We start from the raw sequence: 22580 nt of genomic DNA, 5'->3' as shown, positions 1-22580 counted from the left end.
GTCCCCCCCTGTAAGAAATTGATTCTTTTGTACACTGTATGCAAAAGAAAAAAACTTGAAACAAACACGTTTCAAGTTTTAAGCATAAATTATTGAATTTTACCTTCATATTGCAGCATACCGCCGATCATATTCACAGTTTTAAAGCCCTGCTCATTTAAATAATGGCACACATTTTCACTGCGCATTCCTGATCTACAAATAAAAATATATTCATTTTCTTTATCAAAGAATTCCATTTTATTTGGAATATCACCCATTTTAATATGTACAGCTTCTGGAATTTTCCCTTGTGCTACTTCCTCATCTTCACGTACATCTACTAAAAATAACGTTTCTCCATTTTCTAAACGCTTTTGTACTTCTTCTGTTGTAATTGTTTTTACTTCAGTCATATTCACAATTCCTCCTTATATACAATAAAACTTTAAGCAATAATTTTTTTAGCAATCTATTCATCACCAATTTTAGCATGCAAAAGTACGAACGCAAAGAATTGAAGCTTCTTACATTTTTATTTTTTCTCAACACAATTGCAATTTAATCTATTTACAAATCTAGCTTTTACATTGTATCCTCAATATACTTGTTTTACGAAAGGAGTCGATTGACATGACACTTTTTCTTTTCATTATAAGTCTCATTTTTTTAATTCTCGCTATCATTTCAATTGGTATATTTAATAAAAGAAAACCTACACCATCTTCTCAAGAGCGATCATTCATTTATTTATTAATCAGTATTGCCTGTCTTGGATTATGTATTGCAACATACGTCTTCCGTTTAAAAATCACCTAAAAAAAGGTGCCAGCTTAGCGACTTGCACCTTTTCTTTTACACACGGCTAGACACTCTTCTCCCTAAAAACTCATCTATTCTCTTTTCAAATAAATGAACATCTACTACACCAGCCATATGGCCATTTATACTTTCAATCTCATAAACTTCCGCATACTTTCCTTGTTTTCTAAGTACCTCTACCATTTGGTAATTATAACGAGAAGGTTGTAGCAAATCTTGCTTACAAGGGATCATAAGCACATCCGCTTCTATTTGAAAAAGTGCTTCTTCTAAAGAAGAAAAACCATGAGCAAGGTCATGCAATAATGTTGCCTTTGCTGTATACATCCATGAATTTGCATCAACAAAAGCGATGTTTTGAAGTGTCAATGTATCTATATTTTGTTCAAATGATGTCTGCGCTGAGAAACTCTCATAATCTGCAGCTTCTATGCTATTACGCGGAAATGTCGTTTCATAATAATGAGCATCAAATGCATTTATAAACATCATCTTACCAGCCAAATGTAATCCTTTTATCGGTTGTTCCTCCCCATAATTCCCACCATTCCACTTCGGATCTAACTGAATAGCTTCAATCGCATTTTGCAATACATTCACCGATGTCACAATCGGATTTTGCGGGTTTGTAATGACCCCAATCATTCTCTCTACCATATGCGGATAATGAACAGCCCACTGCTGCGCAATCATTCCTCCAGCCGATGGGCCTATGACAGCATGCAGTCTTGTAATTCCCATTGCTTTCACTAATTCGTATTGCACACGTGCTACATCTAAAAATGTAAATACCGGAAATTCCATCCCATATTCCAATCCCGTTACTGGATTGATTGATTTTGGCCCTGTTGTAATCATATAAGGATTTTTCACCTGCACATTACAAATGTTGTCGGTACATATTACAAAATAGTGGTCTGTATCAATCGCTTTCCCCGGTCCAATCAGTCCGTCCCACCAACCAGGAAGCGGGTCTTCTTCTGTATATTTTCCCGCTGCATGGCTTGTAGCACTAAAGTAATGACAGACTAAAATCGCATTTGATTTTTCCTGATTTAAATTACCGTATGTCTCATATCCAAGCTGAACAGGAATCTTTCTGCCATTTTCAAATGTGAACTCTTTCAAATGAAAGCTTTCCTTTTTCACTTGTAGCATAAATTTCCCCTCCATTGTAAATACGTCATTATATATCAATCTTCCATAACAAATCGATTCCGTTTACCAAAACAATTATACGTTTCCAAAAGAAACCCTTCTTTTAACAAAAAGGATGTTCGTTTCCTCTTAAACACGTGCATAATATACAAAACAAACCACAAACTAACATTATCTTACATAAATTAAAGAGGGAATACTTATGATATGGAAATGGTTTCGAAAGGAAAAAAAATCAAATAAAACAGACTTAAAAGAGCAGAATCACACTACTGAAAAAGAGGAGCAGACGCAAGGAAAGCAACACAAAATTGCTCAAGCTACTAAACAACAGGATCACACGCAAAACAAGCAACATCAGTCTACTCAAACTGCTACACAAGACGTGCAAACACAAAACAAGCAACATCAAGCTACTCAAACTGCTACACAAGACGTGCAAACACAAAACAAGCAACATCAAGCTACTCAAACTGCTACACAAGACACTCATGCACAAAATAATAAAAGAAATAGCATTTATGATTTCAGTAAACCTGAGAAAGAAAAAATTCACTCTCTTCAAGATTTATTAGAAAACCTAAAAGCATCTAGTGATTTTGTTAGTTATCACACGTCAGATGATGAAACAATGCCATACTGGATCTCCTATTATCGCCCATCACTTGATGGAGAAAAGCTGCAAAAATATTTAATGCCAGCTTTATTAGAGCGGACCTGCTCTACATTAGAAGAATTGAAAGAACATATTCCGATGAGCGGAATTACGATTACAAATGATCTTCAAAAAATCGAGGATATGGTATTAAAAGGACACGCTATCGTACAGCTACATAAACAAGATCAAAAATGTATCTTAGCAAATATCACAATTGATAATTATCGGGCGCCATCTATTCCATTAAATGAATCGACAGTTATTGGTCCACAAGAGGGATTTGTAGAAGATATTGATACCAATATTAACTTAGTACGTAAACGCCTTCCAGTGTTAGCACTACAAACAAAGGAAGTTATCATTGGAACATTCTCTAAAACAAAAGTTGTCATCATGTATTTAGAGAATCTTGCTGAAAAAGACAGTGTTGATTATTTAGAAGAATCACTTCGTGCAATTGAATACGACCAAATTAACGACAGCTCCTATATCCAAGAATTGATGGGAGAAAAATCTATTTTCCCGTTATTTATTAATACAGAGCGTACGGACCGAGTAACAACGGCACTAATCGATGGAAAAATTGCTATTTTTACGGATGGTTCACCGAGCGTCTTACTTACTCCTGTTTCATACTTTGATTTTTTCGTTTCGCCAGAGGATTATAACGTATCTTGGCTATACGCTACGTTCTCAAGATTTTTACGGCTTATAGCTGTTCTATTTTCTATCTGTGCAACACCTCTATATGTTGCCATTTTAAGTTACCATTACGAATTAATTCCGAGCGATCTACTCGAAACATTAATTTTATCAAGAGCACAAGTTCCATTCCCTCCCTTAATAGAAGCTCTCTTTCTAGAACTTGCTATTGATTTACTAAGAGAGGCGGGTGCAAGACTGCCAATGAAAGTAGGTCAAACACTCGGTATTGTAGGTGGTATTGTAATTGGACAAGCATCAGTAGAAGCCGGACTAACAAGTAACATTTTATTAATTATTGTCGCTTTATCCGCATTAGCTTCTTTTATCACACCAATTTACAAGATGGGGAATGCAATTCGCTTGCTACGATTTCCATTCCTTTTATTTGCAGAATTAGGGGGACTATTAGGAATTTCACTTGGATTTATTTTTTTATTTACCCATCTTTTCAGACTGTCTTCTTTACGAAAACCGTACGCGCTCTTTTATCCAGCAAGACAACAAGCATTAAAAGACTCTTGGATTCGGTTTCCGTTATCTATGATTGATACAAGAGATATTCAAGCGAGGCCACAGCACGTAAAAAAATCAGCAAATGGAATTTCAACAAAACATACATCTGATTTTGATGAATAAAAAAGCGAGGTGCATATATGAGTAAAGTCAAAACAAAATATCAAATATCTCCTATCTTTGTTTTCTTTTTAATTCATAGTGCACAGTTCGGTGCTGGCGTTCTTGGATTTGCACGCATTATCGCAAAAGCGGCTGGGTATGATGCCTGGATAGGAGTTCTTATCACTGGAATTATCATTCATCTTCTCGTTTGGATGATGTATTACGTATTAAGAAATACAGAAGGAAACATAATAGACATTCATCAGCAAACTTTCGGAAAATGGTTAGGTAATGGAATAAATATTGTACTCATGCTGTATTTTCTTCTTGTCAGTATATCTGTTGTCCGAACGTATGTTGAAATTATTCAAGTGTGGATGTTTCCAACTGCGTCTACTTGGATGCTAACCATCTTTTTTTGCTTATTAGGTTATTACATCATTTCATCAGGATTTCGAGTCCTTACCGGTATCTGTGTAATCTCTGTCGGCGGAACGTTTGGATATATTTTTCTTAGTCTCTTTATGTTGAAATACGCACATTGGGAAAATCTACTCCCTATCTTTTCGCATTCGTTTCAAGATATTTTAAAAGCTGCAAACTTATCAATTTATAGTATGACAGGCTTTGAAATTCTTCTTATGGTCTATCCGTTTGTGAAGAGGCCTGAAAAATCTCATAAATATGCACAATATGGTGTATTATTCTCTAATATTTTGTATTTGTTTAGTACGATTTTAGCGTTCGCTTTTTTTAGTGAAAAACAATTACTTAAAATAATTTGGTCTCAGCTTGCAATGACACAAGTTATTAAATTGCCCTTTATCGAACGGTTAGAATACATCGCCATTTCTGGCTATGCCCTAGTTATTCTTACAAGTTTTATCCTCCCATTATGGGCATCTACAAGGGGAACACATGAAATCTTTCATGTGAAGCAAAAATATATTTTACTTTCTTTCATGTTTATTACCATTATTGTTTCACAGCTTTTAACAAACAGGCATGATATTAACGATTTTATTAGTAATGCTTCCAAAGTTAGTCTTTGGCTTATCTATGTGTATATCCCAATCTTATTTCTTATTGTGTGGGTGAAAAGAAGATGGAAAAAATCAAGAAAAAACTAATGCTCCTTTCTTGTATTTGTCTGCTCAGTCTAACTGGCTGCTTACAAAAAAATATCATTGATGACGTACAGTTAATTCAAGGTGCTGTTTTTGATGCAGCAAAAGATGATAAAGTAAAAGTAACATTTGTTTGTCCGGTGCAACAAAAAGGGAATAAAGTACAAGTCTTTGAAGGAGTCGGTAATGCTGTCAAACAGGTAAAATCTAATTCTTCTTTAGAGTCGTCTCAACCATTTGTAAGCGGACAAATGCGTGTTGCTTTATTTACTACAAAAATTGCAAAAAAAGGATTAGCTACTACCTTTGATACATTGCTTCGCGATGTAACGATCGGGAACTCATTATATGTTGGATTATTAGAAGGGAATGGCCTTGAGCTATTAACAGGAAAATATACAACTTCTGCTAATGTAGCGATCTATATAAAGAAAATGTTAGAGCATAGCATGAAAACTGGTTCTGTACCAACTGATAACTTATATTTAGGAGCATTCCGATATTATCGAGATGGCCAGGACTACTTTATTCCTGTTCTCAAAAAAAGCAAAGATAAAATCAAAATTACTGGTATCGCTCTTTTCAAGAAAGATAAATATGTCGGAAAAATTGATCAACAAGATATGTTTATTTTTAAAGGATTGTTAGAAAAACACCGACTGGACTCACATGAATTTAAAAGTAATGATGGGTATGTAATGATTAATAATATACGTTCCAAACCAACATACATTGTAAATATAAAAGATGGAAAGCCTTCCTTCTTAATTAAAGTTAAAATGGAGGCACGCATTTTAGAACTTTCAAAACAAATAAATCTAGATAATAAAAAGAACACAAAAAAAATAGCAAAAGAAGTTGAAAAGCAATTAAATGCTACAGCTGCAAAACTCATCAAAAAATTTAAATCTCTAGATGTTGATCCACTTGGACTTGGAGCTAAATATAGACAACACTATCGACCATTCAAATTAGAAGAGTGGCAAAAAATGTATAAAGATGTTCCCGTTACAGTAAAGTATAAAGTTGATATTACAAACTCAGGTGTAATCGAATAATATGAAATATAGCATCCTCAAAATGTAAGATTATGATTGAACTCCTCTCTCCGGCATGGTACAACGGAGAGAGGAGTTTTTAAATTACTTACAGAGAGAAAAAAGATATTTACGGGGGAGCTTATGTCTAAAAAGTTAGTAAAACCTATTTTAAATGGTATTCTGTTTCTCGGCGTCTTTTTATTTGCTCATACATACTTAAAAAATGTTTCATTTGCGCGTTATTTACTTGTTGTCGTACCCATGCTACTTGTGGGGATGTTTGGGATTGATCTTGTTTTGTCATTTTTAATAAAGAAAGAGGAATAAGGAGGAACATCTTATGAATAAGATGTTCCTCCTTATTTATGTTACAATGAAACTCGGCACAAAACGAGAAAGGATGAAACAACATGACAAACGAAAAGGGTTTAGATAAAGGATATGAACTTGTCGCAAAAATGCACGAAGTATTTGGACATCCTGTTACAGATGTACCAACAAAATTAACGGAAGAACGTGCAAAAATTCGTGCAAGCTTTATGCAAGAAGAATTAGAAGAATTTTTAGAAGCAGATACTGTAGAAGATCAGTACGATGCATTAATTGATCTTATTTATTTCGCATTCGGAACGTTTGCAGAAATGGGAGTTCGTCCTGATAGAGGCTTTGAAATTGTAAATAATGCAAATATGGCGAAACTATTCCCGGATGGAAAGCCACGCTTCCGCGAAGGAGACGGCAAAATTTTAAAACCAGAAGGCTGGCAAGCACCAGAACCACAACTTCGTGCTGAAATTGAGCGCCAACGTCAAGAAGCATTAGCAAAAACAGGGAAATAAATAGAGCGGTCGATATACTCTAAAAAGCGCTGGCATATGATTAAACGGAGCTATCTTTCTGTAAAGATAGCTCCGTTTTGCTTATTTTTTCTTTTTCTCTACCGGTTGGCTTTGTTTAGCGAAATTAGATGAATCATCGAAATTCGGTTGCTTTTTACCAGCATTATTACTTCTACCTTTTCCCATATGTACACCCCCTCTACTACTTACTATTCCCAAAATAAAAAATCACCTTGCTTCCAAGAGAATTTTTTCAGTTGTTTCTAAAAAAAGAGCAGTCCTTTTGAGGACTGCTCTTTCGCATTAGTTTGCAACGATATTAACAAGTTTTCCAGGAACTACAATTACTTTACGAACTGTTTTTCCTTCGATTTGTTCTTTAATTGCCTCAAGTGCAAGTTGTTCCATTTCTTCTTTTGATGCGTCTTTTTTCATTGTTAGTTTTGCGCGAACTTTACCCATAACTTGAACAACGATTTCAACTTCATCTTCTACAAGTTTAGACTCATCAAATGTTGGCCAGCTGGCATATGTGATTGTTTCAGTGTATCCAAGTTTGCTCCAAAGTTCTTCCCCGATGTGAGGTGCAACTGGTGCAATCATTTTTACGAAACCTTCTACATATTCTTTCGGAAGCGTTTCAGCTTTATATGCATCGTTGATGAATACCATCATTTGAGAAATCGCTGTGTTGAAGCGAAGCTCTGCATAGTCTTCTGTAACTTTCTTCACTGTTTGATGGTAAGCTTTTTCAAGATCTTTGTTTGGTGCATCAGTAATTTTCTCACTTAATTCACCGTTATCTTGAACGAATAGGCGCCATACGCGGTCTAGGAAACGACGAGCTCCGTCAAGACCATTTTCAGACCAAGCAATTGAAGCATCTAATGGTCCCATGAACATTTCGTATAGACGAAGTGTATCTGCACCGTGGCTTGCTACGATATCATCAGGGTTTACAACGTTACCTTTTGATTTACTCATTTTCTCGTTGTTTTCACCTAAGATCATACCTTGGTTGAATAATTGTTGGAACGGCTCTTTCGTTGGAACTACACCAATATCATATAATACTTTATGCCAGAAACGAGCGTATAGTAAGTGAAGTACAGCGTGCTCCGCTCCGCCGATATAAATATCAACTGGAAGCCATTGTTTTACTTTTTCAGGATCTACAAGTGCTTCGCTATTGTTTGGATCGATGTAGCGTAGGTAGTACCAGCAGCTACCAGCCCATTGTGGCATTGTGTTTGTTTCACGACGACCTTTTTTACCAGTCTCAGGATCAACAACATTTACCCACTCTTCAATGTTAGCTAGTGGTGATTCACCTGTACCTGAAGGGCGGATGTTATCTGTTTTCGGAAGAACTAATGGTAATTCTTCTTCTTTCACAGCTGTCATTGTGCCATCTTCCCAGTGGATTACTGGAATTGGCTCACCCCAGTAACGTTGACGGCTAAATAACCAGTCACGTAGACGGTACGTTACTTTTTGATTTCCTGCGCTCGTCACTTCAAGCCATTCAATCATTTTTGCGATTGCTTCTTCTTTATTTAAACCATCAAGGAATGCTGAGTTTACGTGTGCACCATCACCTGTGTACACTTCTTTTGTAATGTCTCCGCCTTTTACAACTTCCTTCATTGGAAGATTGAATACTGATGCGAATTCATAGTCACGCTCATCATGAGCTGGAACTGCCATTACAGCACCTGTTCCGTAAGTTGCAAGAACATAGTCAGCGATCCAGATTGGTAATTTCTCACCGTTCACTGGGTTTACTGCGTAAGCACCAGTGAATACACCAGTTTTCTCTTTCGCAAGTTCTGTACGCTCTAGATCACTCTTCATTTTTACAGCATTAATGTAAGCTTCTACCGCTTCTTTTTGCTCTGCAGTTGTAATTTCTGCAACAAGTGCATGTTCCGGAGCAAGTACACAGTATGTTGCACCAAATAGTGTATCAGGGCGCGTTGTGAAAACTGTGAATTTCTCATCTATACCATCGATATTGAAATGTACTTCTGCACCTTCAGAACGACCGATCCAGTTACGTTGCATGTCTTTTAAGCTTTCTGGCCAATCTAGATCTTCTAGATCTTCTAATAGACGGTCTCCGTAAGCAGTAATTTTTAACATCCATTGTCTCATTGGACGACGCTCAACTGGATGTCCACCGCGCTCACTCTTACCATCGATTACTTCTTCATTTGCAAGTACTGTACCAAGCGCTGGGCACCAATTTACAGGTACTTCATCAACGTAAGCTAAGCCTTTTTCAAATAGTTTTAAGAAAATCCATTGTGTCCACTTGTAGTAATTTGGATCTGTTGTATTTACTTCACGATCCCAATCATAAGAGAAACCTAATGATTTAATTTGGTTACGGAACGTGTTAATGTTTTTCTCTGTGAATTCAGCTGGGCTGTTTCCCGTATCAAGTGCATATTGCTCTGCCGGAAGACCGAATGCATCCCATCCCATTGGATGAAGAACATTATATCCTTGCATACGTTTCATACGAGATAAAATATCCGTTGCTGTATATCCTTCTGGATGTCCTACGTGCAGGCCAGCACCTGATGGATATGGGAACATATCTAGTGCATAAAATTTTGGTTTTTCTGTCTCATCTGGTGTGCGGAATGTTTTATTTTCTTCCCAATACGCTTGCCACTTCTTCTCAATTTCTTGATGATTAAAGCTCATGAGATATCCTCCATTCAAGTTATATTTATTTTCACCGCCTAAAATACAAAAAACCTCTCATCCCTAGAAAGGGACGAGAGGTTATAGATTCCCGCGGTACCACCCTAAATTAATGTAATAAAAGATGTTCGAAACGTCCGGTAAAGGTCGTTAAACAAGCATCAATCTATACATTCGCTTAGATCCGTAACGTGGATAAACGGCAATTGCTACTTTAGTTCACAACTGCAACTCAAAGGCGAGTTCATAACGAAACGTGGATTGACTTGCACCAACCGTCAACTCTCTAAACCAGCTTCTATTACTACTACTCCTTCTCACTGTTATTAAACATATGAGTTAATTTAAATATATTCTAAAACATGTTACATGTTCCGTCAAACTAAACTGCAATTTTTTCTTCTACTGTTTCTTCAACCTTGACTCTCTTATCATACATGCTCGTTGCGATAAGCGCTACTACAAGCATGGCCATGATTGCGATAAACAATACTTCCATATTGTATAAGTCAACAATTGCTCCGCCAACAACTGGTCCAAACATCTTCCCAACAGTCGCTGCACTATTTACAACACCTTGATAAAAACCGAGCTTATCATTTGGTGCAAGGATGTTTGCAATCGTTGGAACCGCTGGCCATACAAATAGTTCACCAATTGTTAGTGTCACCATTGCGACAAGGAACATTGTAAATTCCTGCGCTTGACTAAGTACGATAAATGACACTGCAAAAATACCGATTCCGATCATAATTTGTTGCTTTAAAGAACGTTTCATCGCACGAATAATCATACTTACAAGTGGCTGCGCACAAACAATCATCGCCCCGTTTATCGTCCACAATAAACTATAATGACGAAGACTAATATTTAATTCCTGCATATGCGTCGCAATCGCGCCTTGCCATTGTACATATGTAACCCAGCATAAAGCATATGCTACACATACGATAAGAAGCGCCTTGAACCCTGGTGTAAGCGACCAACCTTTTTCCGTTTTAACCGCTGTTTGTACACTTTTTTCTTTCGTGTCTTCCATACCACGGAATCCAATAAAAGCAATTAAGAAGAAAATAAAGTATAAAATAAAGTTCGCTAAGAAAATATAATCAAAACGATACGAAGCGACTAAACCACCACACGCTGTCCCAACAGCGATTCCGACATTTTGACCAACGTACATTGCATTAAACGCTCTTCTTCCGCCCTCTGGCCAAACCGTACCAACCATCGCATACATCGATGGAAAGACCATTCCAGAACCGAAGCCAATTAATGCAAGCCACACAACATAAAGTGGCCATCCATGGAAGAATACAAGACCTAGAATCGATACGAGTGTAATGACAATCCCAACTAAAATTGACTTATATCCGCCCCACTTATCAAATAAAACACCGCCGAGTAAATTACCAATTACACCAGTAAGTGAGTTAATCATCAACACCATCCCGGCCACAGATAGAGACTTCCCTAAATGATCATGTAAATAAATTGTATTAAAAGGCCATAAAAAAGAAGCACCCGTGACATTAATAATCATCCCAGCTACTAATAGCCATACTTTCCTTGGCATAGTTTCCCCTCCTATTCTGTTGTTTTTCGTTCTTATATATAACAGTAAAATTGTAGTCGTTTTTATATAGGAAGGCAACTGATTAATAGTTGGTGAAATTCAGATAATGAGATGTAGACTATATAAACACAAATTAAAAAATCGATATAAAAACCCTCTTTTTTAGGCAGGCGAGAGCATCTGGTCACGCATAGAAACGGTCAGGGCCTTTTCCTACCACATGCAAGGTTTAAAACAAAAGGAGCATGCAAGTAGCGATCATGGTGTATTCTGCACGGCAGTGACTTATATGTCGAAAAATTAAAATGGATATATATAAAACCCACATCTACATAAAGAGGTGGGTTTTAGTTCACGCCTTACAGCATTGGGAGAATACACTGAAATTTCATCCCCTTATAAATCACGTGATTTAAATGTACGAATCGCTATAAAAATAGCTGCTAACACATATAAAACAACATAAACAATCATCATATTACTCGGTGTCGAAACACTCCCGAACACTCCTTGTGAAGCTATTGATAAAGGATTGTCTCCTGAATCAAATAAATAGATTGTCATTTTACGATACATTGTATCAATTGGGAATAAGAGGCTTGCGATTATGCCCATGTTTACAAGTGCTGTTTTTTGTGCCAATGTACCGATTTGTTCAACAAATCCGCCAATAAACCCAGTTCCGTACAAAATAATTAACACAATGCCAGCATTTAATGTTGCCATACGCGTGCTTAGTAATATCGCGATGCTAATTAAAATAACAGGCTGGATCAAGAAGAGAGCCAATGCTTTTGTAATCTGCGTCGCCGTGAAATCTAAATGAAACGTGCTCCCTCCCATTGTTTGATGGATGAGTACGATACTTATAAACAGGAAGGCTGCGTACGCAATCAGTAAGCAACATAAACCAATCCACTTTCCCATTAAAAAGGAAAAGCGTGAAATCGGTCTCGTTAGCCATGTATCAATTTGATGACTTTCAATTTCATTTGCAATACTGCCAACACTACTTAAAATAGCTAGCAACGCAGTAATAAACGAAGAAAAGTACAACCCCACTCCAAGAAGCTGTGTAGAAATAAAACTTTTGTTCATAAAATCTTGAGCTGCCGAAAGACCGCTAGATTCTCCTGGAAGAATTTCACTGACGGCGTAATGAATGGCCACTCCATAAAATATTAAAAAGGCAAAAGTCATACATAACGTAATGGTGAAAATACGCTTTAACAAAATTTCTTTAAATGATAATTTGGCGATTGTCCACATGCTGCGTCCCCTCTTTCTTATTTACCCAGTACATAAACACATCTTCCAAATGCCGGTGAACCGGATTTAACTGATACACAGGAATATGTAGTGCTACAAATGCTTCTAACAATCTAGGAATGTCATCTTCTTGTTGTAGCGTGATAATCCAACGCTTACGATTTTCACATTCCTCTACCTTCCTTACATTTTTAATAAATGAAGGCAATTGTTTAAAGAATAATTCGCTCTTTTTACCAAGTGTTACTTCAACTTCCGTTTGAATCATCATCAATGAGCGCCAATCTCCTTGTACGATTAACTCTCCCTTATTAATAATCGCCACGTGATCACATACATGTTCAATTTCATTTAATAGATGGCTGTTTAAAAATACTGTCTTCCCTTGGTCCCGAAGCTCTTCCATTAGATGACGCACTTCTTTCCGCCCGATTGGATCAAGCGCAGATGTTGGCTCATCTAAAAAAATCAATTCCGGATCAGAAAGCAGGGCACAAGCAAGTCCGATACGCTGCTGCATTCCTTTTGAATAACCGCGAATTTTTTCTTTTTCTCTACCCTTTAAGCCAACTTTTTCAATAACCTCACTCATTTTTGCTTTCCGCTCACGAGAAGAAAGATCGCATAGTTTTGCATGCGTTTCAAGTAACTGCCATCCGGTCAGCCAATCAGGATAGCGAAACAGCTCAGGTAAATAGCCAATACGCCGTTTTGATTCTATTGTCCCAATCGGCTGTCCTAACATTTGCGCCATTCCAGAATCCGGATGAATTAAACCAAGCATCGTTCGCACAAACGTACTTTTCCCTGCACCGTTAGGACCTATAAATCCGAATACAGTACCGCGCGGCACATCTAATGAAATGTTGCGGATACCGCCTTTTCCGTTATATTGTTTGGTTAAGTTCTTCGTTTGAATAATCCAGTCTTGTTTCATGTTTTACCCCCGCTCTATACAGGAACAGAGCCGCCCCATTTCGCGGAGCCGCTCTTGTTCAATCATTATTTTAATTCATTTGCAAGTTTAATAAGATTGTTTGCATTCAAATCTTTCTCTTGCTCTTTATGTTGCTCGATCATGTGCATTTTCCCATCTTTCTCCCAAATAAGCACATTTTCATATTCAGTACCATATAAAACGGCCTTTACTCCTTGAACCTTTGTCTCCGATACTTTTGCACCTTTTGCTACATAAGGAATCGGCAATGTATGTGTCCAATCTTGAATACCTGCAAGTTGTGTTTTTACATTCGCAGGAATAATCGGAAGCTCTAAAACTGTTTTTTGTAATTTCGTAACATTTACACCTTCTGGAACAGAAATTTTTGGTGCATCAATTACATTATAGGAAAAAGCGCTTGATGTTCGATTGCCCTCAACTTCTATTTGAGTACGTACTGATTCCGGAACTGTGATCGAAAACTGCTTACCATTCAAAGCACTTTCAAACTGCGTATTGCTTTGTAGTTGTTTCAATAATTTATTAGCTTTTTCTGTATCGAGCTCAAATTGCATAATAAATGACGGATTCACATCCACATTCGTTACACGATATCCATTTGGCACTTTTGGAACAGCATATCCAGCTTCTCTTGCTTGCTGTTCCGACTGAAAATGAGCATTTTTTTTGCTTCCATTATCTTTGATTCCTATTTTCCCAATTCCTTTAATGGACTTTTCTCCTTCTTCCATATTAGAGATCCATCCTTCAATTTCACGTAAATCAGAATCTGTAAGTTGAACTAACTGCACATCCTTTACTCGAAAAATCGATAACAAGTTACTTGCTCCTGCCCGTACTTCTGGAACTGTTAAAGACACACACACAACTGCCGCTGCTGCCGCTGCAGTAATCCAACGTTTAGATGATTTCTTCATATTATGCCATCTTCCCTTCTTTTTACTTTCTTCACTGTTTGTTTCTTCCGTTTTATAATTTTGTATATTTTGTTCAAAGGTTTTCCAAGCTTGGTCAACATTGATATCAATCTCTTCACTAACGTTTGTGAATTCATCATCCACTACAACTTCTACCCATTGATTAAGCTTGCTTACTTCTTCTAACGCCTTTTGACATGCTTTACATTGGTCAAGATGTTGAATATATCGCTTTCTTTCATCGCGGTTTAATTCCCCATCTAAATACGTCTGAATAAATCCAATATCTTGGCATTTCATTTGTCACTCCTCCTTCATCCCTCTATACATCTTCCGAAATTTCGCTTTCGCTCGTGCTAGCAATGTTCCAACCGAGGAAACTTCCATATGAGTAGCCTCCGCGATTTCTTTATATTGAAATCCCGAAAACTTCATTAATAAGAGGGTACGTTCACGCTCATCCATTTCTTTTAATATACTTTGTACACGAGTAATTTCTTCTTTTTGAATACATTTTTCTTCCGATGACGGACTACTAATTGATTGTTTATAATTTGCTTCTTTTTCAATTCTTGCTTGATGCCTTTTTTCCGATCGCAAATAGTTATATGCTGCATAAATGGATGATTTTGCCAGCCATGCCGATACACTTTCAATCTGTTTCCATTCTGTGTGATATAATTGCAAAAATACTTCCTGCGCTAAATCTTCAGCAATTGCTTGCTCTCGCACAATCCGCATAATTTGTCTCACAACGTGAGCATAATATTGTTTAAATACATCTTGAAACTGTATATTAGAAACTGAATCTTGTTCATATATATTTAACAATGAAGCTTTCACCTCCACTCGTTTCTTCCTCCTTATTAGCCACTTTCACTATAAAGAAACCACAAATTTGCTATTTGTGACAAAAAAATAAAAAATATTTTCTTGTAATGGTTCATACTTATTATAACCGTGTATTGAAACCAGTTTTAATTCCTTGTTCTCTAAGAGATTTTGTTAAGAAGCATAAATCTATATATAAGTTAAAAAACCAACATAAAAACCTCCTTTCTTTTTAGGGAGACGAGAGCATCTGGCCGCGCATAGAAACGGTCAGGGCCTTTTCCTACCACATACAAGGTTTAAAGTAAGAGGAGGCAGCAAGTGCAAGTCATGTTGTATTCTGCGTAGCAACGACTTATATGTTAAAAAATTAAAATGGATATATATATAAATCGAAAAAAACGACATTACAAACAATGATTTAGGAAAAACAAGAGATCGACTACATGGTTTAATTTCGACTTATCCCAATGCATTAGCTCTGCGCAAGAAATTAACGAATTGAAAGAATCTATCAATAAATTAAAAGATGAGGTCTGTAGTTTAAAAGAAGAAAAAGAAAAGCTTTGATATCGGTGATAATCTCGGATTTGTTGCTATACTAATTTTTTTGTTGCAATTATGGATATTTTCACAAAGTTAAATGAAGAGGGTACGACCATTGTTATGGTTACTCATGAAAAAGAAGTAGCAGCGTATTCTTCGCCCGCATTGTATTAAGAGATGGAAAAATTACAGAAGATAGAAGGTGCGCGTTATGAGTTTAATAGAAAGTATCAAAATTGCCCTATCTTCTATTCTGACTCATAAACTGCGTTCAGTGCTTACGATGCTTGGGATTATTATCGGCGTTGGTTCCATTATTACTGTTGTTGCGATTGGAAAGAGCGGGGAAGTTACGCTAAAATCACAAGTTGTTGGTGATGGAAATAGTGTAATTTCGATTTACTATAATGCCGATATAGATGATTCACTTGGTACAGGGGAAATGGGTCAACCCAAACTGACAGAAGAAGATATTGTTGAAGTGAAAAAGCTTCCTGAAATTGCACATGTAATTAAAACGAACCTAAGTAGGGAAACACTAGATATTAACGATAAAAAAGATATGGTAAATGTTACGGGTTTAGAGAGTGAATATTTTCTTGTAAATAAAGTAAATGTGATAAAAGGTCGATTGTTAAACAATTTAGATATTGAACATGGAAATAATGTTGTCATGATTAATACTAGTTTAGAAAGTAAGATATTTGAAGAAGATAATCCAGTTGGAAAAATTATTAAGATAAAAGGTCAACCTATGCAAATCATTGGTGTGTACGAGACTGAGGGAGGATCTAGTAGAGAAGGTTCTGAAGTCCTTATTCCTCTAACATTATGGCCGACACTATATGGAACAGATGAAATTAATGGGATTTTTGTACAAGCAAAAAATATTGATAATTTAGAAGCTGCTGGGCAAAAAGCTGCTGATTTATTAAACAATCGTAAGCCAAGTGAATTTACAGGTAACTATGAAGTAACGAATTTAAAAGCAATTCAAGACGGTATTTCTAAAACGACAAATATCATGACGATGATTATAGGTGGTATTGCAGGTATTTCACTACTCGTGGGCGGTATTGGCGTTATGAATATTATACTTGTATCTGTGACAGAGCGTACACGTGAAATTGGCGTGCGAAAAGCACTTGGTGCAAACCGTGGGAAAATATTACTACAATTTTTAATTGAATTGGTTATGCTGACACTTTTTGGTGGATTATTTGGTATTGGCCTTGGTTATGGTGGTGCAAATATTGCGTCATCATTTGCAAGCTGGCCACCGGTTATTTCATGGCAAGTTGTCGTTGGAGGCGTGCTATTCTCCATGACGCTCGGCATTATCTTTGGGTTAATTCCAGCAAACAAAACTGCAAAATTAGATCCAATTGAAGCACTTCGTTACGAATAGATTATTAGTGTATAATCAAAAAATACCGAGCACCCTCTGCTCGGTATTTTCCTATCTTAGTCCTCTTTCGGAAGAACAATTCCTTTATACAATTGAACTGTAATGAAGTAGTAAATTGCGTAAATGACTACGAAAATAACAATTGGAAGCCAAATACGGAAGTACGGATCAATTAAAATAAACCCGAAAATATTCATACCAACTAATACGTGGGCGATACCCACAATCGCTGGGAATAAGAATACTAAGAATAATTCTTTATAAATTGATTTTGTTAATAATTCACGGCGCACACCGATTTTACGAAGCATTTGGTAACGTGTAATATCACTTGATGCACCAGATAGAATTTTAAACATTAAACAACTTGCCATCATTGCTAAGAAAGCAATTCCCAGGAAGAAGCCCATGAAGACTGTTCCACTAGCAATGCCGTAAAATCCAGTATATACTTGATTTTTACTTTGCAAGGCATCTTCATTTATATTTTTATATTTCACTAGCTGCAACTCATCAATTTTTTCCCATTCTTTTGTGTATGTTAAGAAATCATCTGTTTTCCCAATAAATGAAACACCCGCTGTGCCCTTCAAACCATCGTACATTTTTTGATCGATAATTTTAATAGTATGATCAGGATGCACGTAAAATGGCTCCATCGTTCTGAAAGCATCTTCCCACTCTTCTGGAATTACCTTATCAGATTTTTCTTCACCGAAACTTGAAATCGCTCCTACTGGTAATTCTTCAGAAGCTTTTTTCACCTTAGCAAGATCTTTCATACCTTTCATATTTTTAACATCTCTTACGAAAGGACGATTTTTCTCTAAATCCTCTTTTACATAATAAACATATTTATCATCTGTCTTATAACGGTATTCGCCTTTCTCTTTAAATGTAATACCGTCTAAAATTTTCTTTTCTTCAGCTGTTGGATTATGAATCGTAACATCATAAATTGAAAGACCATCTACAGTCAGCATAACGTTATTTTTGAATGCCATACCACCAGAAATCGCTCCAGCTCCCAGCGCAACTAACATCGCTACAGTCGCTAGTACTTTTGTTAAACTATTAATGCGGAAGTTTAACTGTGCAAATGTAAAGGCATTAAGTCCTTTTTCAGTACGTTTTTTATTACTTTTTAACTTCTTAATGAAAAGTGGTAAGAACGTTCCAAATAACATGTACGTTCCTGATGTTACTGTAATTAACGCGATTATGATTCCCATTTCTCTCAATTTATCCATATAAACCATAGAAGCATAACCGATTGCCAATAAAATAATACCAATGACAGCAAAGAAAACAGTCTTCGCACCTTTCACAGAAACACGGTCCGTTTTTGAGTCGGCATGAACAAGTTGCAGAACTGTAATACGCGATAACTTAATACTATTCATAATTGCTGATAGTACAAATAGTGCAAGGAAGAAAACACAAGTAACAATTGCAGATGGAACATAAAATGCATGATATCCAGGAGCTGCAAAATCAAGTTGCTGCATAAGTAGTTTACCAATTACTTGTGCAAGCCCTACACCAACTGCAATCCCGATCACAAGAGATGCCGCACCTAATACAATTGTTTCAATAAACATAAGTAGTGTAACTTTATGTTTTTTTGCTCCTAACATCATATACATACCGAACTCTTTTTGACGAAGCGATAATAGGAAAGAGTTTGCATATAAAATATAGAAGAACGTAATAATTGCTAGTAAGAATGAACCCGCTTGAAAGACAAATCCAATTGATTGAATAACAGCATTCGCTTCAAGAAACGCTTTATTCAGTGCTAACGTTTGAAACATATAAAAAATTGAAATGGACATAACAAGACCAACAAGTAAGACGATATAGTCTTTCAGCTTACTTTTTAGTCCTGACATAGAAAGCTTAAATAACATGTTTGAACCTCCTTTCTTACGCTTTTTGTGTACCTAAGTCTGCAAGTACATCTAAAATTTCTTTATAGAATGCTTCACGCGTACCACCGCGGTGAATTTCTTTATATAACTCACCATCTTGAATGAACAAAATACGCTGACAATAACTTGCACTGTATGGATCGTGGGTAACCATCATAATAGATACGCCTTGTTCTTCATTTAAGTTTGTCATCGCATCTAAAAGGCTTGTTGCATTTTTAGAATCAAGTGCTCCTGTTGGCTCATCTCCTAAAATGATTGCTGGTTCATGCACAAGTGCACGTGCAGCTGCTGAACGTTGTTTTTGTCCACCAGATACTTCAGATGGATACTTTTGAAGGATTGCTGAAATCCCGAGCATTTCTGCTACCTTTTCTACTTTTGGGCCAATCTTTCTTGAAGGAACGCCTTGCAGTGAAAGTGGCAATGCAATATTTTCATAAATTGATAAGTTTTCTAGTAAGTTAAAGTCTTGGAAAATGAACCCTAATTTTTGAGAACGGAAATCAGAAAGCTCACCTTGCTTCATCTTCGTAATATCCGTACCTGCAATTTCAACAGCGCCGCCCGTTGCTTTATCTAACGTTGAAATTACATTTAATAATGTTGTTTTTCCAGAACCAGATGGTCCCATAATTCCGACAAATTCTCCTTCTTGAATTGAAAATGATACACCTTTTAATGCATGTGATTGATTCTCGCCTTTTTTACCGTACACTTTTTGAACGTTTTTTACGTCTACAACTGGTTTGTTCATCGTTATCCTCCTACGCTTGTTTTTCCTTTTCCTTTTCCTTTTCCTTTTCCTTTTCTTATTTTGCGCCTTTCGGAAGATATCTGCTATTGGTTAACATTACATTTACCTTACATTTTTGTAATATAAATAAAAAAGCTGAGTTTATTTAAACTCAGCTTTTCATAGCATTATCCTTTTAAAACAAACTCATTACCTTCATTATCTTTAAAGATAGAGAAGGTACCCCAAGGCATTTCATTTGGCTCTTGTGTAAATTCTACACCGTTCTTCTTCATTGTTTCATACGTTTCTGTTATATTTTCTGTTACGAATACGATTGATGCTTTTAACTCATTTGCATTTGGCATCATTGTTTTTGGATAAATGACTAAATGAGAACGAGTTCCTTTTGGCCCTACTTCAATCCAGCTTGCATTTGGTCCCATTGGATCATTACGATATACTTCAAATCCAGCCTTTTCTGTCCAAAATTCAAGTGCTTTTTGTTGATCATCTACGTAAACTGCTACTGTACCGATATGTGCAATCATTATGTATTCCTCCGTTACTATTCTTACTTGAAACTTAATTATAATGTAGGTATTCAAAATTGCAAAAAATAAAACCAGGTCATACTGCGACCTGGTTTACTCTGATTGCTTTGATTTTTGTGGTTGCCCTTTTTTACGATTACGCTGCTTCGCTTGTACAATTGGATCGAGTTCATTCGAAAACTCAGCGTTGTGTCCATTTTGAGTTTTTTGCTCTGGGTTGTTTTGATCTGAACGCTTTGCCATTCCTATCACTCCTTATCAATGCGGTGTAATAATCATTTGATGCTGTAATTGACGAACTGCCATACGCGCACGGTTTAACTGCTCACGCTGTTCATCATTCGCATGTTCTTGCATAACTTGTAAATCGTTATACGCTTGTTCTAATTGTAACTGAGCATCAGAATACTCCATTGTGTTGTAATGCTCTTGTCTACTCCCAATATCTAATTGCTCTTTTGCATATTCGATCGCTTGCTCTGCTTGCGTAATATATTCTTCAAGAGATTGACGTTCTGCCATCATATAGCCTCCTTGCCTTTAGTTCCCCTTTAGTGTGTCCCTTCCATGTCGACCTTATGAGTATGTTATAATGGATTTTGTTTCATTTTAGGCTTTAGGAGGGATATGTAATGAAGGTTCAAAACCCTTTTCCATATACAAATGACAATAAACGTTACCATACGTGGAATTATCACTTACGAAAAGAATTCGGCGAAAAAATCTTTAAAGTTTCGTTAGATGCTGGATTTGATTGTCCAAACCGTGATGGCACAGTCGCATACGGCGGATGTACATTTTGTAGCGCTGCTGGTTCTGGTGACTTTGCTGGTGATCGCCGCGACGATGTCGTAACGCAATATCATGAAATGAAAGAAAAAATGCATTCGAAATGGAAGGATGGAAAGTGTATTGCTTATTTCCAAGCGTACACAAATACCCACGCTCCATTAGAAGTGTTAAAAGAAAAATTCGAACCACTTTTAGCTGAAAAAGATGTAGTTGGTCTTTCCATCGCAACTCGTCCAGATTGTTTACCTGATGATGTTGTTGAATATTTAGCTGATTTGAATAAACGCACGTATCTTTGGGTGGAACTTGGGCTACAAACGGTTCATGAACGCACGGCAAATCTCATTAACCGCGCTCATGATTATCCCTCATATGTAGAGGGCGTAAATAAACTTCGTAAGCATGGCATTAGAGTATGCTCCCATATTATTAACGGCCTTCCTCTTGAAGATTATGACATGATGATGGAGACTGCCCGTGAAGTTGCAAAACTTGATGTACAAGGCATCAAAATTCATTTGCTTCACTTATTAAAAGGAACGCCAATGGTGAAACAATATGAAAAAGGACAATTAGAATTCCTTTCTCTCAAGGATTATGTAAGTCTCGTTGTTGACCAACTTGAAATGATTCCAGCAAATATGATTGTGCACCGCATCACAGGTGACGGGCCACCCGAATTAATGATTGGTCCAATGTGGAGCTTAAACAAATGGGAAGTATTAAATTCTATCGACGCAGAGTTCGTACGACGCGGAAGTTGGCAAGGGAAATATGCAAACGAGGTGAAAACAGTATGAAATTAGAACGTGTCCTGCCGTTTGCACGCACGCTTTTGCAAACAGCTGTTACAGAAGGAGATTACGCCGTAGACGCAACGCTCGGAAATGGTCATGATACTTGCTTTTTAGCAGAGATTGTTGGAGAAAATGGGAAAGTATTTGGATTTGATATTCAAAAAGAAGCAATTGAAAATTCAACTGTTCGCCTAAAAGAAAAAGGGTTAGAGAAACGAACTGTTCTGATTCATGATAGCCATGATACGTTATTAGATGTCTTACCTGAAAAAGCAACAGGTAAAGTAACCGGAGCCATTTTCAATTTAGGTTATCTTCCTGGCGGCGACAAACATATCGTTACTAAACCGAACTCAACGATAGCTGCCATCGAACAATTATTAGAAGTTATGGCCCCAGAAGGAATCATCGTTCTTGTCATTTATCACGGACATCCAGAAGGACAAGTAGAGCGCGATGCTGTCCTAAAATTTGCTGAAGAACTGGATCAAAAGCGAGCACACGTACTTCGTTACGGTTTCATCAACCAACAAAACAATCCGCCATTTATCGTGGCGATTGAGAAGCGCTAACTATATCGGCGATTCAACACGACATATCGACC

The 22580-nt window shown here is 36.8% G+C and carries 21 protein-coding genes, 2 pseudogenes and 1 other annotated feature; of the genes and pseudogenes, 10 read left to right on the top strand and 13 right to left on the bottom strand.

Going from position 1 to position 22580, the window contains the following annotated elements; genetic code table 11:
- Window positions 1–89: 89 nt before the first annotated feature.
- Window positions 90–395: a rhodanese-like domain-containing protein gene (locus tag HRG09_RS07350; protein ID WP_174100158.1), complete on the bottom strand. Its 306-nt coding sequence runs from the start codon at window positions 393–395 to the stop codon at window positions 90–92.
- A 439-nt stretch (window positions 396–834) separates the two neighbouring features.
- Complete coding sequence (locus HRG09_RS07340; RefSeq protein WP_174100156.1) at window positions 835–1959, bottom strand: homoserine O-acetyltransferase family protein; 1125 nt, start codon at window positions 1957–1959, stop codon at window positions 835–837.
- Between the two features lie 202 nt (window positions 1960–2161).
- Between HRG09_RS07340 and HRG09_RS07335 the strand changes: the two genes are divergently transcribed.
- The 5 genes from HRG09_RS07335 to HRG09_RS07315 all read left to right on the top strand — a co-directional run bounded on the left by HRG09_RS07335 (window position 2162) and on the right by HRG09_RS07315 (window position 6946).
- The gene (locus HRG09_RS07335; protein WP_174100155.1) at window positions 2162–3958 is read left to right on the top strand and encodes a spore germination protein; all 1797 of its coding nucleotides are present in this window, start codon (window positions 2162–2164) and stop codon (window positions 3956–3958) included.
- 17 nt (window positions 3959–3975) lie between these two features.
- Window positions 3976–5070 (top strand): spore germination protein, encoded by a 1095-nt coding sequence (locus HRG09_RS07330; RefSeq protein ID WP_174100154.1) that lies wholly within the window; start codon window positions 3976–3978, stop codon window positions 5068–5070.
- On the top strand, window positions 5046–6125 hold the full coding sequence (locus HRG09_RS07325; RefSeq protein ID WP_174100153.1) for a Ger(x)C family spore germination protein: 1080 nt from the start codon (window positions 5046–5048) through the stop codon (window positions 6123–6125). Before HRG09_RS07330 ends, HRG09_RS07325 begins: the two co-directional genes overlap by 25 nt.
- 123 nt (window positions 6126–6248) lie before the next feature.
- Window positions 6249–6434 carry a hypothetical protein gene (locus tag HRG09_RS07320; protein ID WP_174100152.1) on the top strand — a complete coding sequence of 62 codons (186 nt, stop codon included), beginning with the start codon at window positions 6249–6251 and terminating at the stop codon, window positions 6432–6434.
- Between the two features lie 83 nt (window positions 6435–6517).
- Window positions 6518–6946, top strand: coding sequence for a pyrophosphohydrolase domain-containing protein (locus tag HRG09_RS07315; protein WP_174100151.1), 429 nt, complete (start codon window positions 6518–6520; stop codon window positions 6944–6946).
- Between the two features lie 303 nt (window positions 6947–7249).
- Here HRG09_RS07315 and leuS read toward each other — a convergent pair whose 3' ends face one another.
- The 6 genes from leuS to HRG09_RS07285 form a co-directional block, all read right to left on the bottom strand.
- Window positions 7250–9658, bottom strand: coding sequence for a leucine--tRNA ligase (leuS, locus tag HRG09_RS07310; RefSeq protein ID WP_174100150.1), 2409 nt, complete (start codon window positions 9656–9658; stop codon window positions 7250–7252).
- Between the two features lie 66 nt (window positions 9659–9724).
- Window positions 9725–9988 (bottom strand) — a binding site (T-box leader).
- 52 nt (window positions 9989–10040) lie between these two features.
- Window positions 10041–11234 (bottom strand): MDR family MFS transporter, encoded by a 1194-nt coding sequence (locus tag HRG09_RS07305; protein WP_174100149.1) that lies wholly within the window; start codon window positions 11232–11234, stop codon window positions 10041–10043.
- A 396-nt stretch (window positions 11235–11630) separates the two neighbouring features.
- Complete coding sequence (locus tag HRG09_RS07300) at window positions 11631–12503, bottom strand: ABC transporter permease subunit (protein ID WP_174100148.1); 873 nt, start codon at window positions 12501–12503, stop codon at window positions 11631–11633.
- Complete coding sequence (locus HRG09_RS07295; RefSeq protein ID WP_174100147.1) at window positions 12475–13440, bottom strand: ABC transporter ATP-binding protein; 966 nt, start codon at window positions 13438–13440, stop codon at window positions 12475–12477. Before HRG09_RS07295 ends, HRG09_RS07300 begins: the two co-directional genes overlap by 29 nt.
- A 65-nt stretch (window positions 13441–13505) precedes the next feature.
- On the bottom strand, window positions 13506–14681 hold the full coding sequence (locus HRG09_RS07290; RefSeq protein ID WP_174100146.1) for an anti-sigma factor family protein: 1176 nt from the start codon (window positions 14679–14681) through the stop codon (window positions 13506–13508).
- 3 nt (window positions 14682–14684) lie between these two features.
- Complete coding sequence (locus HRG09_RS07285; protein ID WP_174100230.1) at window positions 14685–15212, bottom strand: RNA polymerase sigma factor SigX; 528 nt, start codon at window positions 15210–15212, stop codon at window positions 14685–14687.
- Window positions 15213–15603: 391 nt separating this feature from the next.
- On the opposite strand from HRG09_RS07285, the pseudogene HRG09_RS29500 reads away from it, so the two are divergent.
- From HRG09_RS29500 to HRG09_RS07280, 3 genes and pseudogenes are all read left to right on the top strand, one after another.
- Window positions 15604–15708: pseudogene (locus HRG09_RS29500) on the top strand (DUF6584 family protein); the annotation flags it as partial.
- Between the two features lie 119 nt (window positions 15709–15827).
- Window positions 15828–15973: pseudogene (locus HRG09_RS28770) on the top strand (ABC transporter ATP-binding protein); the annotation flags it as partial.
- A complete protein-coding gene (locus tag HRG09_RS07280; RefSeq protein WP_174100145.1) occupies window positions 15970–17166 on the top strand; it encodes an ABC transporter permease in 1197 nt (398 codons plus the stop codon). The pseudogene HRG09_RS28770 and the gene HRG09_RS07280, both read left to right, overlap by 4 nt.
- Before the next feature lie 56 nt (window positions 17167–17222).
- Here the strand turns inward: HRG09_RS07280 and HRG09_RS07275 are convergent, their stop codons facing one another.
- The 5 genes from HRG09_RS07275 to HRG09_RS07255 all read right to left on the bottom strand — a co-directional run bounded on the left by HRG09_RS07275 (window position 17223) and on the right by HRG09_RS07255 (window position 20909).
- Complete coding sequence (locus tag HRG09_RS07275; protein WP_174100144.1) at window positions 17223–19076, bottom strand: FtsX-like permease family protein; 1854 nt, start codon at window positions 19074–19076, stop codon at window positions 17223–17225.
- Window positions 19077–19092: 16 nt separating this feature from the next.
- Window positions 19093–19854, bottom strand: coding sequence for an ABC transporter ATP-binding protein (locus HRG09_RS07270; RefSeq protein ID WP_174100143.1), 762 nt, complete (start codon window positions 19852–19854; stop codon window positions 19093–19095).
- A 167-nt stretch (window positions 19855–20021) separates the two neighbouring features.
- Window positions 20022–20384: a VOC family protein gene (locus HRG09_RS07265; protein ID WP_174100142.1), complete on the bottom strand. Its 363-nt coding sequence runs from the start codon at window positions 20382–20384 to the stop codon at window positions 20022–20024.
- Window positions 20385–20480: 96 nt separating this feature from the next.
- Entirely contained in the window at window positions 20481–20630 is a 150-nt protein-coding gene (locus HRG09_RS07260) for a glycogen biosynthesis protein GlgD (protein ID WP_098359531.1), read from the bottom strand.
- Between the two features lie 15 nt (window positions 20631–20645).
- A complete protein-coding gene (locus HRG09_RS07255) occupies window positions 20646–20909 on the bottom strand; it encodes a YtzC family protein (RefSeq protein WP_174100141.1) in 264 nt (87 codons plus the stop codon).
- 110 nt (window positions 20910–21019) lie between these two features.
- On the opposite strand from HRG09_RS07255, the gene mnmL reads away from it, so the two are divergent.
- A complete protein-coding gene (gene mnmL, locus HRG09_RS07250; RefSeq protein WP_174100140.1) occupies window positions 21020–21979 on the top strand; it encodes a tRNA modification radical SAM protein MnmL/YtqA in 960 nt (319 codons plus the stop codon).
- A complete protein-coding gene (mnmM, locus tag HRG09_RS07245) occupies window positions 21976–22548 on the top strand; it encodes a tRNA 5-(aminomethyl)-2-thiouridylate-methyltransferase MnmM (protein WP_174100139.1) in 573 nt (190 codons plus the stop codon). The genes mnmL and mnmM overlap by 4 nt, the downstream gene beginning before the upstream one ends.
- Window positions 22549–22580 lie beyond the last annotated feature (32 nt).

The sequence above is a fragment of the Bacillus sp. Xin1 genome (assembly GCF_013314535.1).
Taxonomy (GTDB): domain Bacteria; phylum Bacillota; class Bacilli; order Bacillales; family Bacillaceae_G; genus Bacillus_A.
This window is presented reverse-complemented; position numbering and strand designations above follow the sequence as displayed.

Excerpts from the sequence above, each read along its gene's own strand:
- HRG09_RS07315 (WP_174100151.1), top strand. The coding sequence starts at position 6,518 with ATGACAAACGAAAAGGGTTTAGATAAAGGATATGAACTTGTCGCAAAA.
- HRG09_RS07265 (WP_174100142.1), bottom strand. The coding sequence starts at position 20,384 with ATGATTGCACATATCGGTACAGTAGCAGTTTACGTAGATGATCAACAA.
- HRG09_RS07350 (WP_174100158.1), bottom strand. The coding sequence starts at position 395 with ATGACTGAAGTAAAAACAATTACAACAGAAGAAGTACAAAAGCGTTTA.
- HRG09_RS07325 (WP_174100153.1), top strand. The coding sequence starts at position 5,046 with ATGGAAAAAATCAAGAAAAAACTAATGCTCCTTTCTTGTATTTGTCTG.
- HRG09_RS07260 (WP_098359531.1), bottom strand. The coding sequence starts at position 20,630 with ATGGCAAAGCGTTCAGATCAAAACAACCCAGAGCAAAAAACTCAAAAT.
- HRG09_RS07280 (WP_174100145.1), top strand. The coding sequence starts at position 15,970 with ATGAGTTTAATAGAAAGTATCAAAATTGCCCTATCTTCTATTCTGACT.
- HRG09_RS07320 (WP_174100152.1), top strand. The coding sequence starts at position 6,249 with ATGTCTAAAAAGTTAGTAAAACCTATTTTAAATGGTATTCTGTTTCTC.
- HRG09_RS07255 (WP_174100141.1), bottom strand. The coding sequence starts at position 20,909 with ATGGCAGAACGTCAATCTCTTGAAGAATATATTACGCAAGCAGAGCAA.
- HRG09_RS07295 (WP_174100147.1), bottom strand. The coding sequence starts at position 13,440 with ATGAAACAAGACTGGATTATTCAAACGAAGAACTTAACCAAACAATAT.
- HRG09_RS07335 (WP_174100155.1), top strand. The coding sequence starts at position 2,162 with ATGATATGGAAATGGTTTCGAAAGGAAAAAAAATCAAATAAAACAGAC.
- HRG09_RS07290 (WP_174100146.1), bottom strand. The coding sequence starts at position 14,681 with ATGAAATGCCAAGATATTGGATTTATTCAGACGTATTTAGATGGGGAA.
- HRG09_RS07300 (WP_174100148.1), bottom strand. The coding sequence starts at position 12,503 with ATGTGGACAATCGCCAAATTATCATTTAAAGAAATTTTGTTAAAGCGT.
- HRG09_RS07270 (WP_174100143.1), bottom strand. The coding sequence starts at position 19,854 with ATGAACAAACCAGTTGTAGACGTAAAAAACGTTCAAAAAGTGTACGGT.
- mnmM (WP_174100139.1), top strand. The coding sequence starts at position 21,976 with ATGAAATTAGAACGTGTCCTGCCGTTTGCACGCACGCTTTTGCAAACA.
- mnmL (WP_174100140.1), top strand. The coding sequence starts at position 21,020 with ATGAAGGTTCAAAACCCTTTTCCATATACAAATGACAATAAACGTTAC.
- HRG09_RS07340 (WP_174100156.1), bottom strand. The coding sequence starts at position 1,959 with ATGCTACAAGTGAAAAAGGAAAGCTTTCATTTGAAAGAGTTCACATTT.
- HRG09_RS07305 (WP_174100149.1), bottom strand. The coding sequence starts at position 11,234 with ATGCCAAGGAAAGTATGGCTATTAGTAGCTGGGATGATTATTAATGTC.
- HRG09_RS07330 (WP_174100154.1), top strand. The coding sequence starts at position 3,976 with ATGAGTAAAGTCAAAACAAAATATCAAATATCTCCTATCTTTGTTTTC.
- leuS (WP_174100150.1), bottom strand. The coding sequence starts at position 9,658 with ATGAGCTTTAATCATCAAGAAATTGAGAAGAAGTGGCAAGCGTATTGG.
- HRG09_RS07275 (WP_174100144.1), bottom strand. The coding sequence starts at position 19,076 with ATGTTATTTAAGCTTTCTATGTCAGGACTAAAAAGTAAGCTGAAAGAC.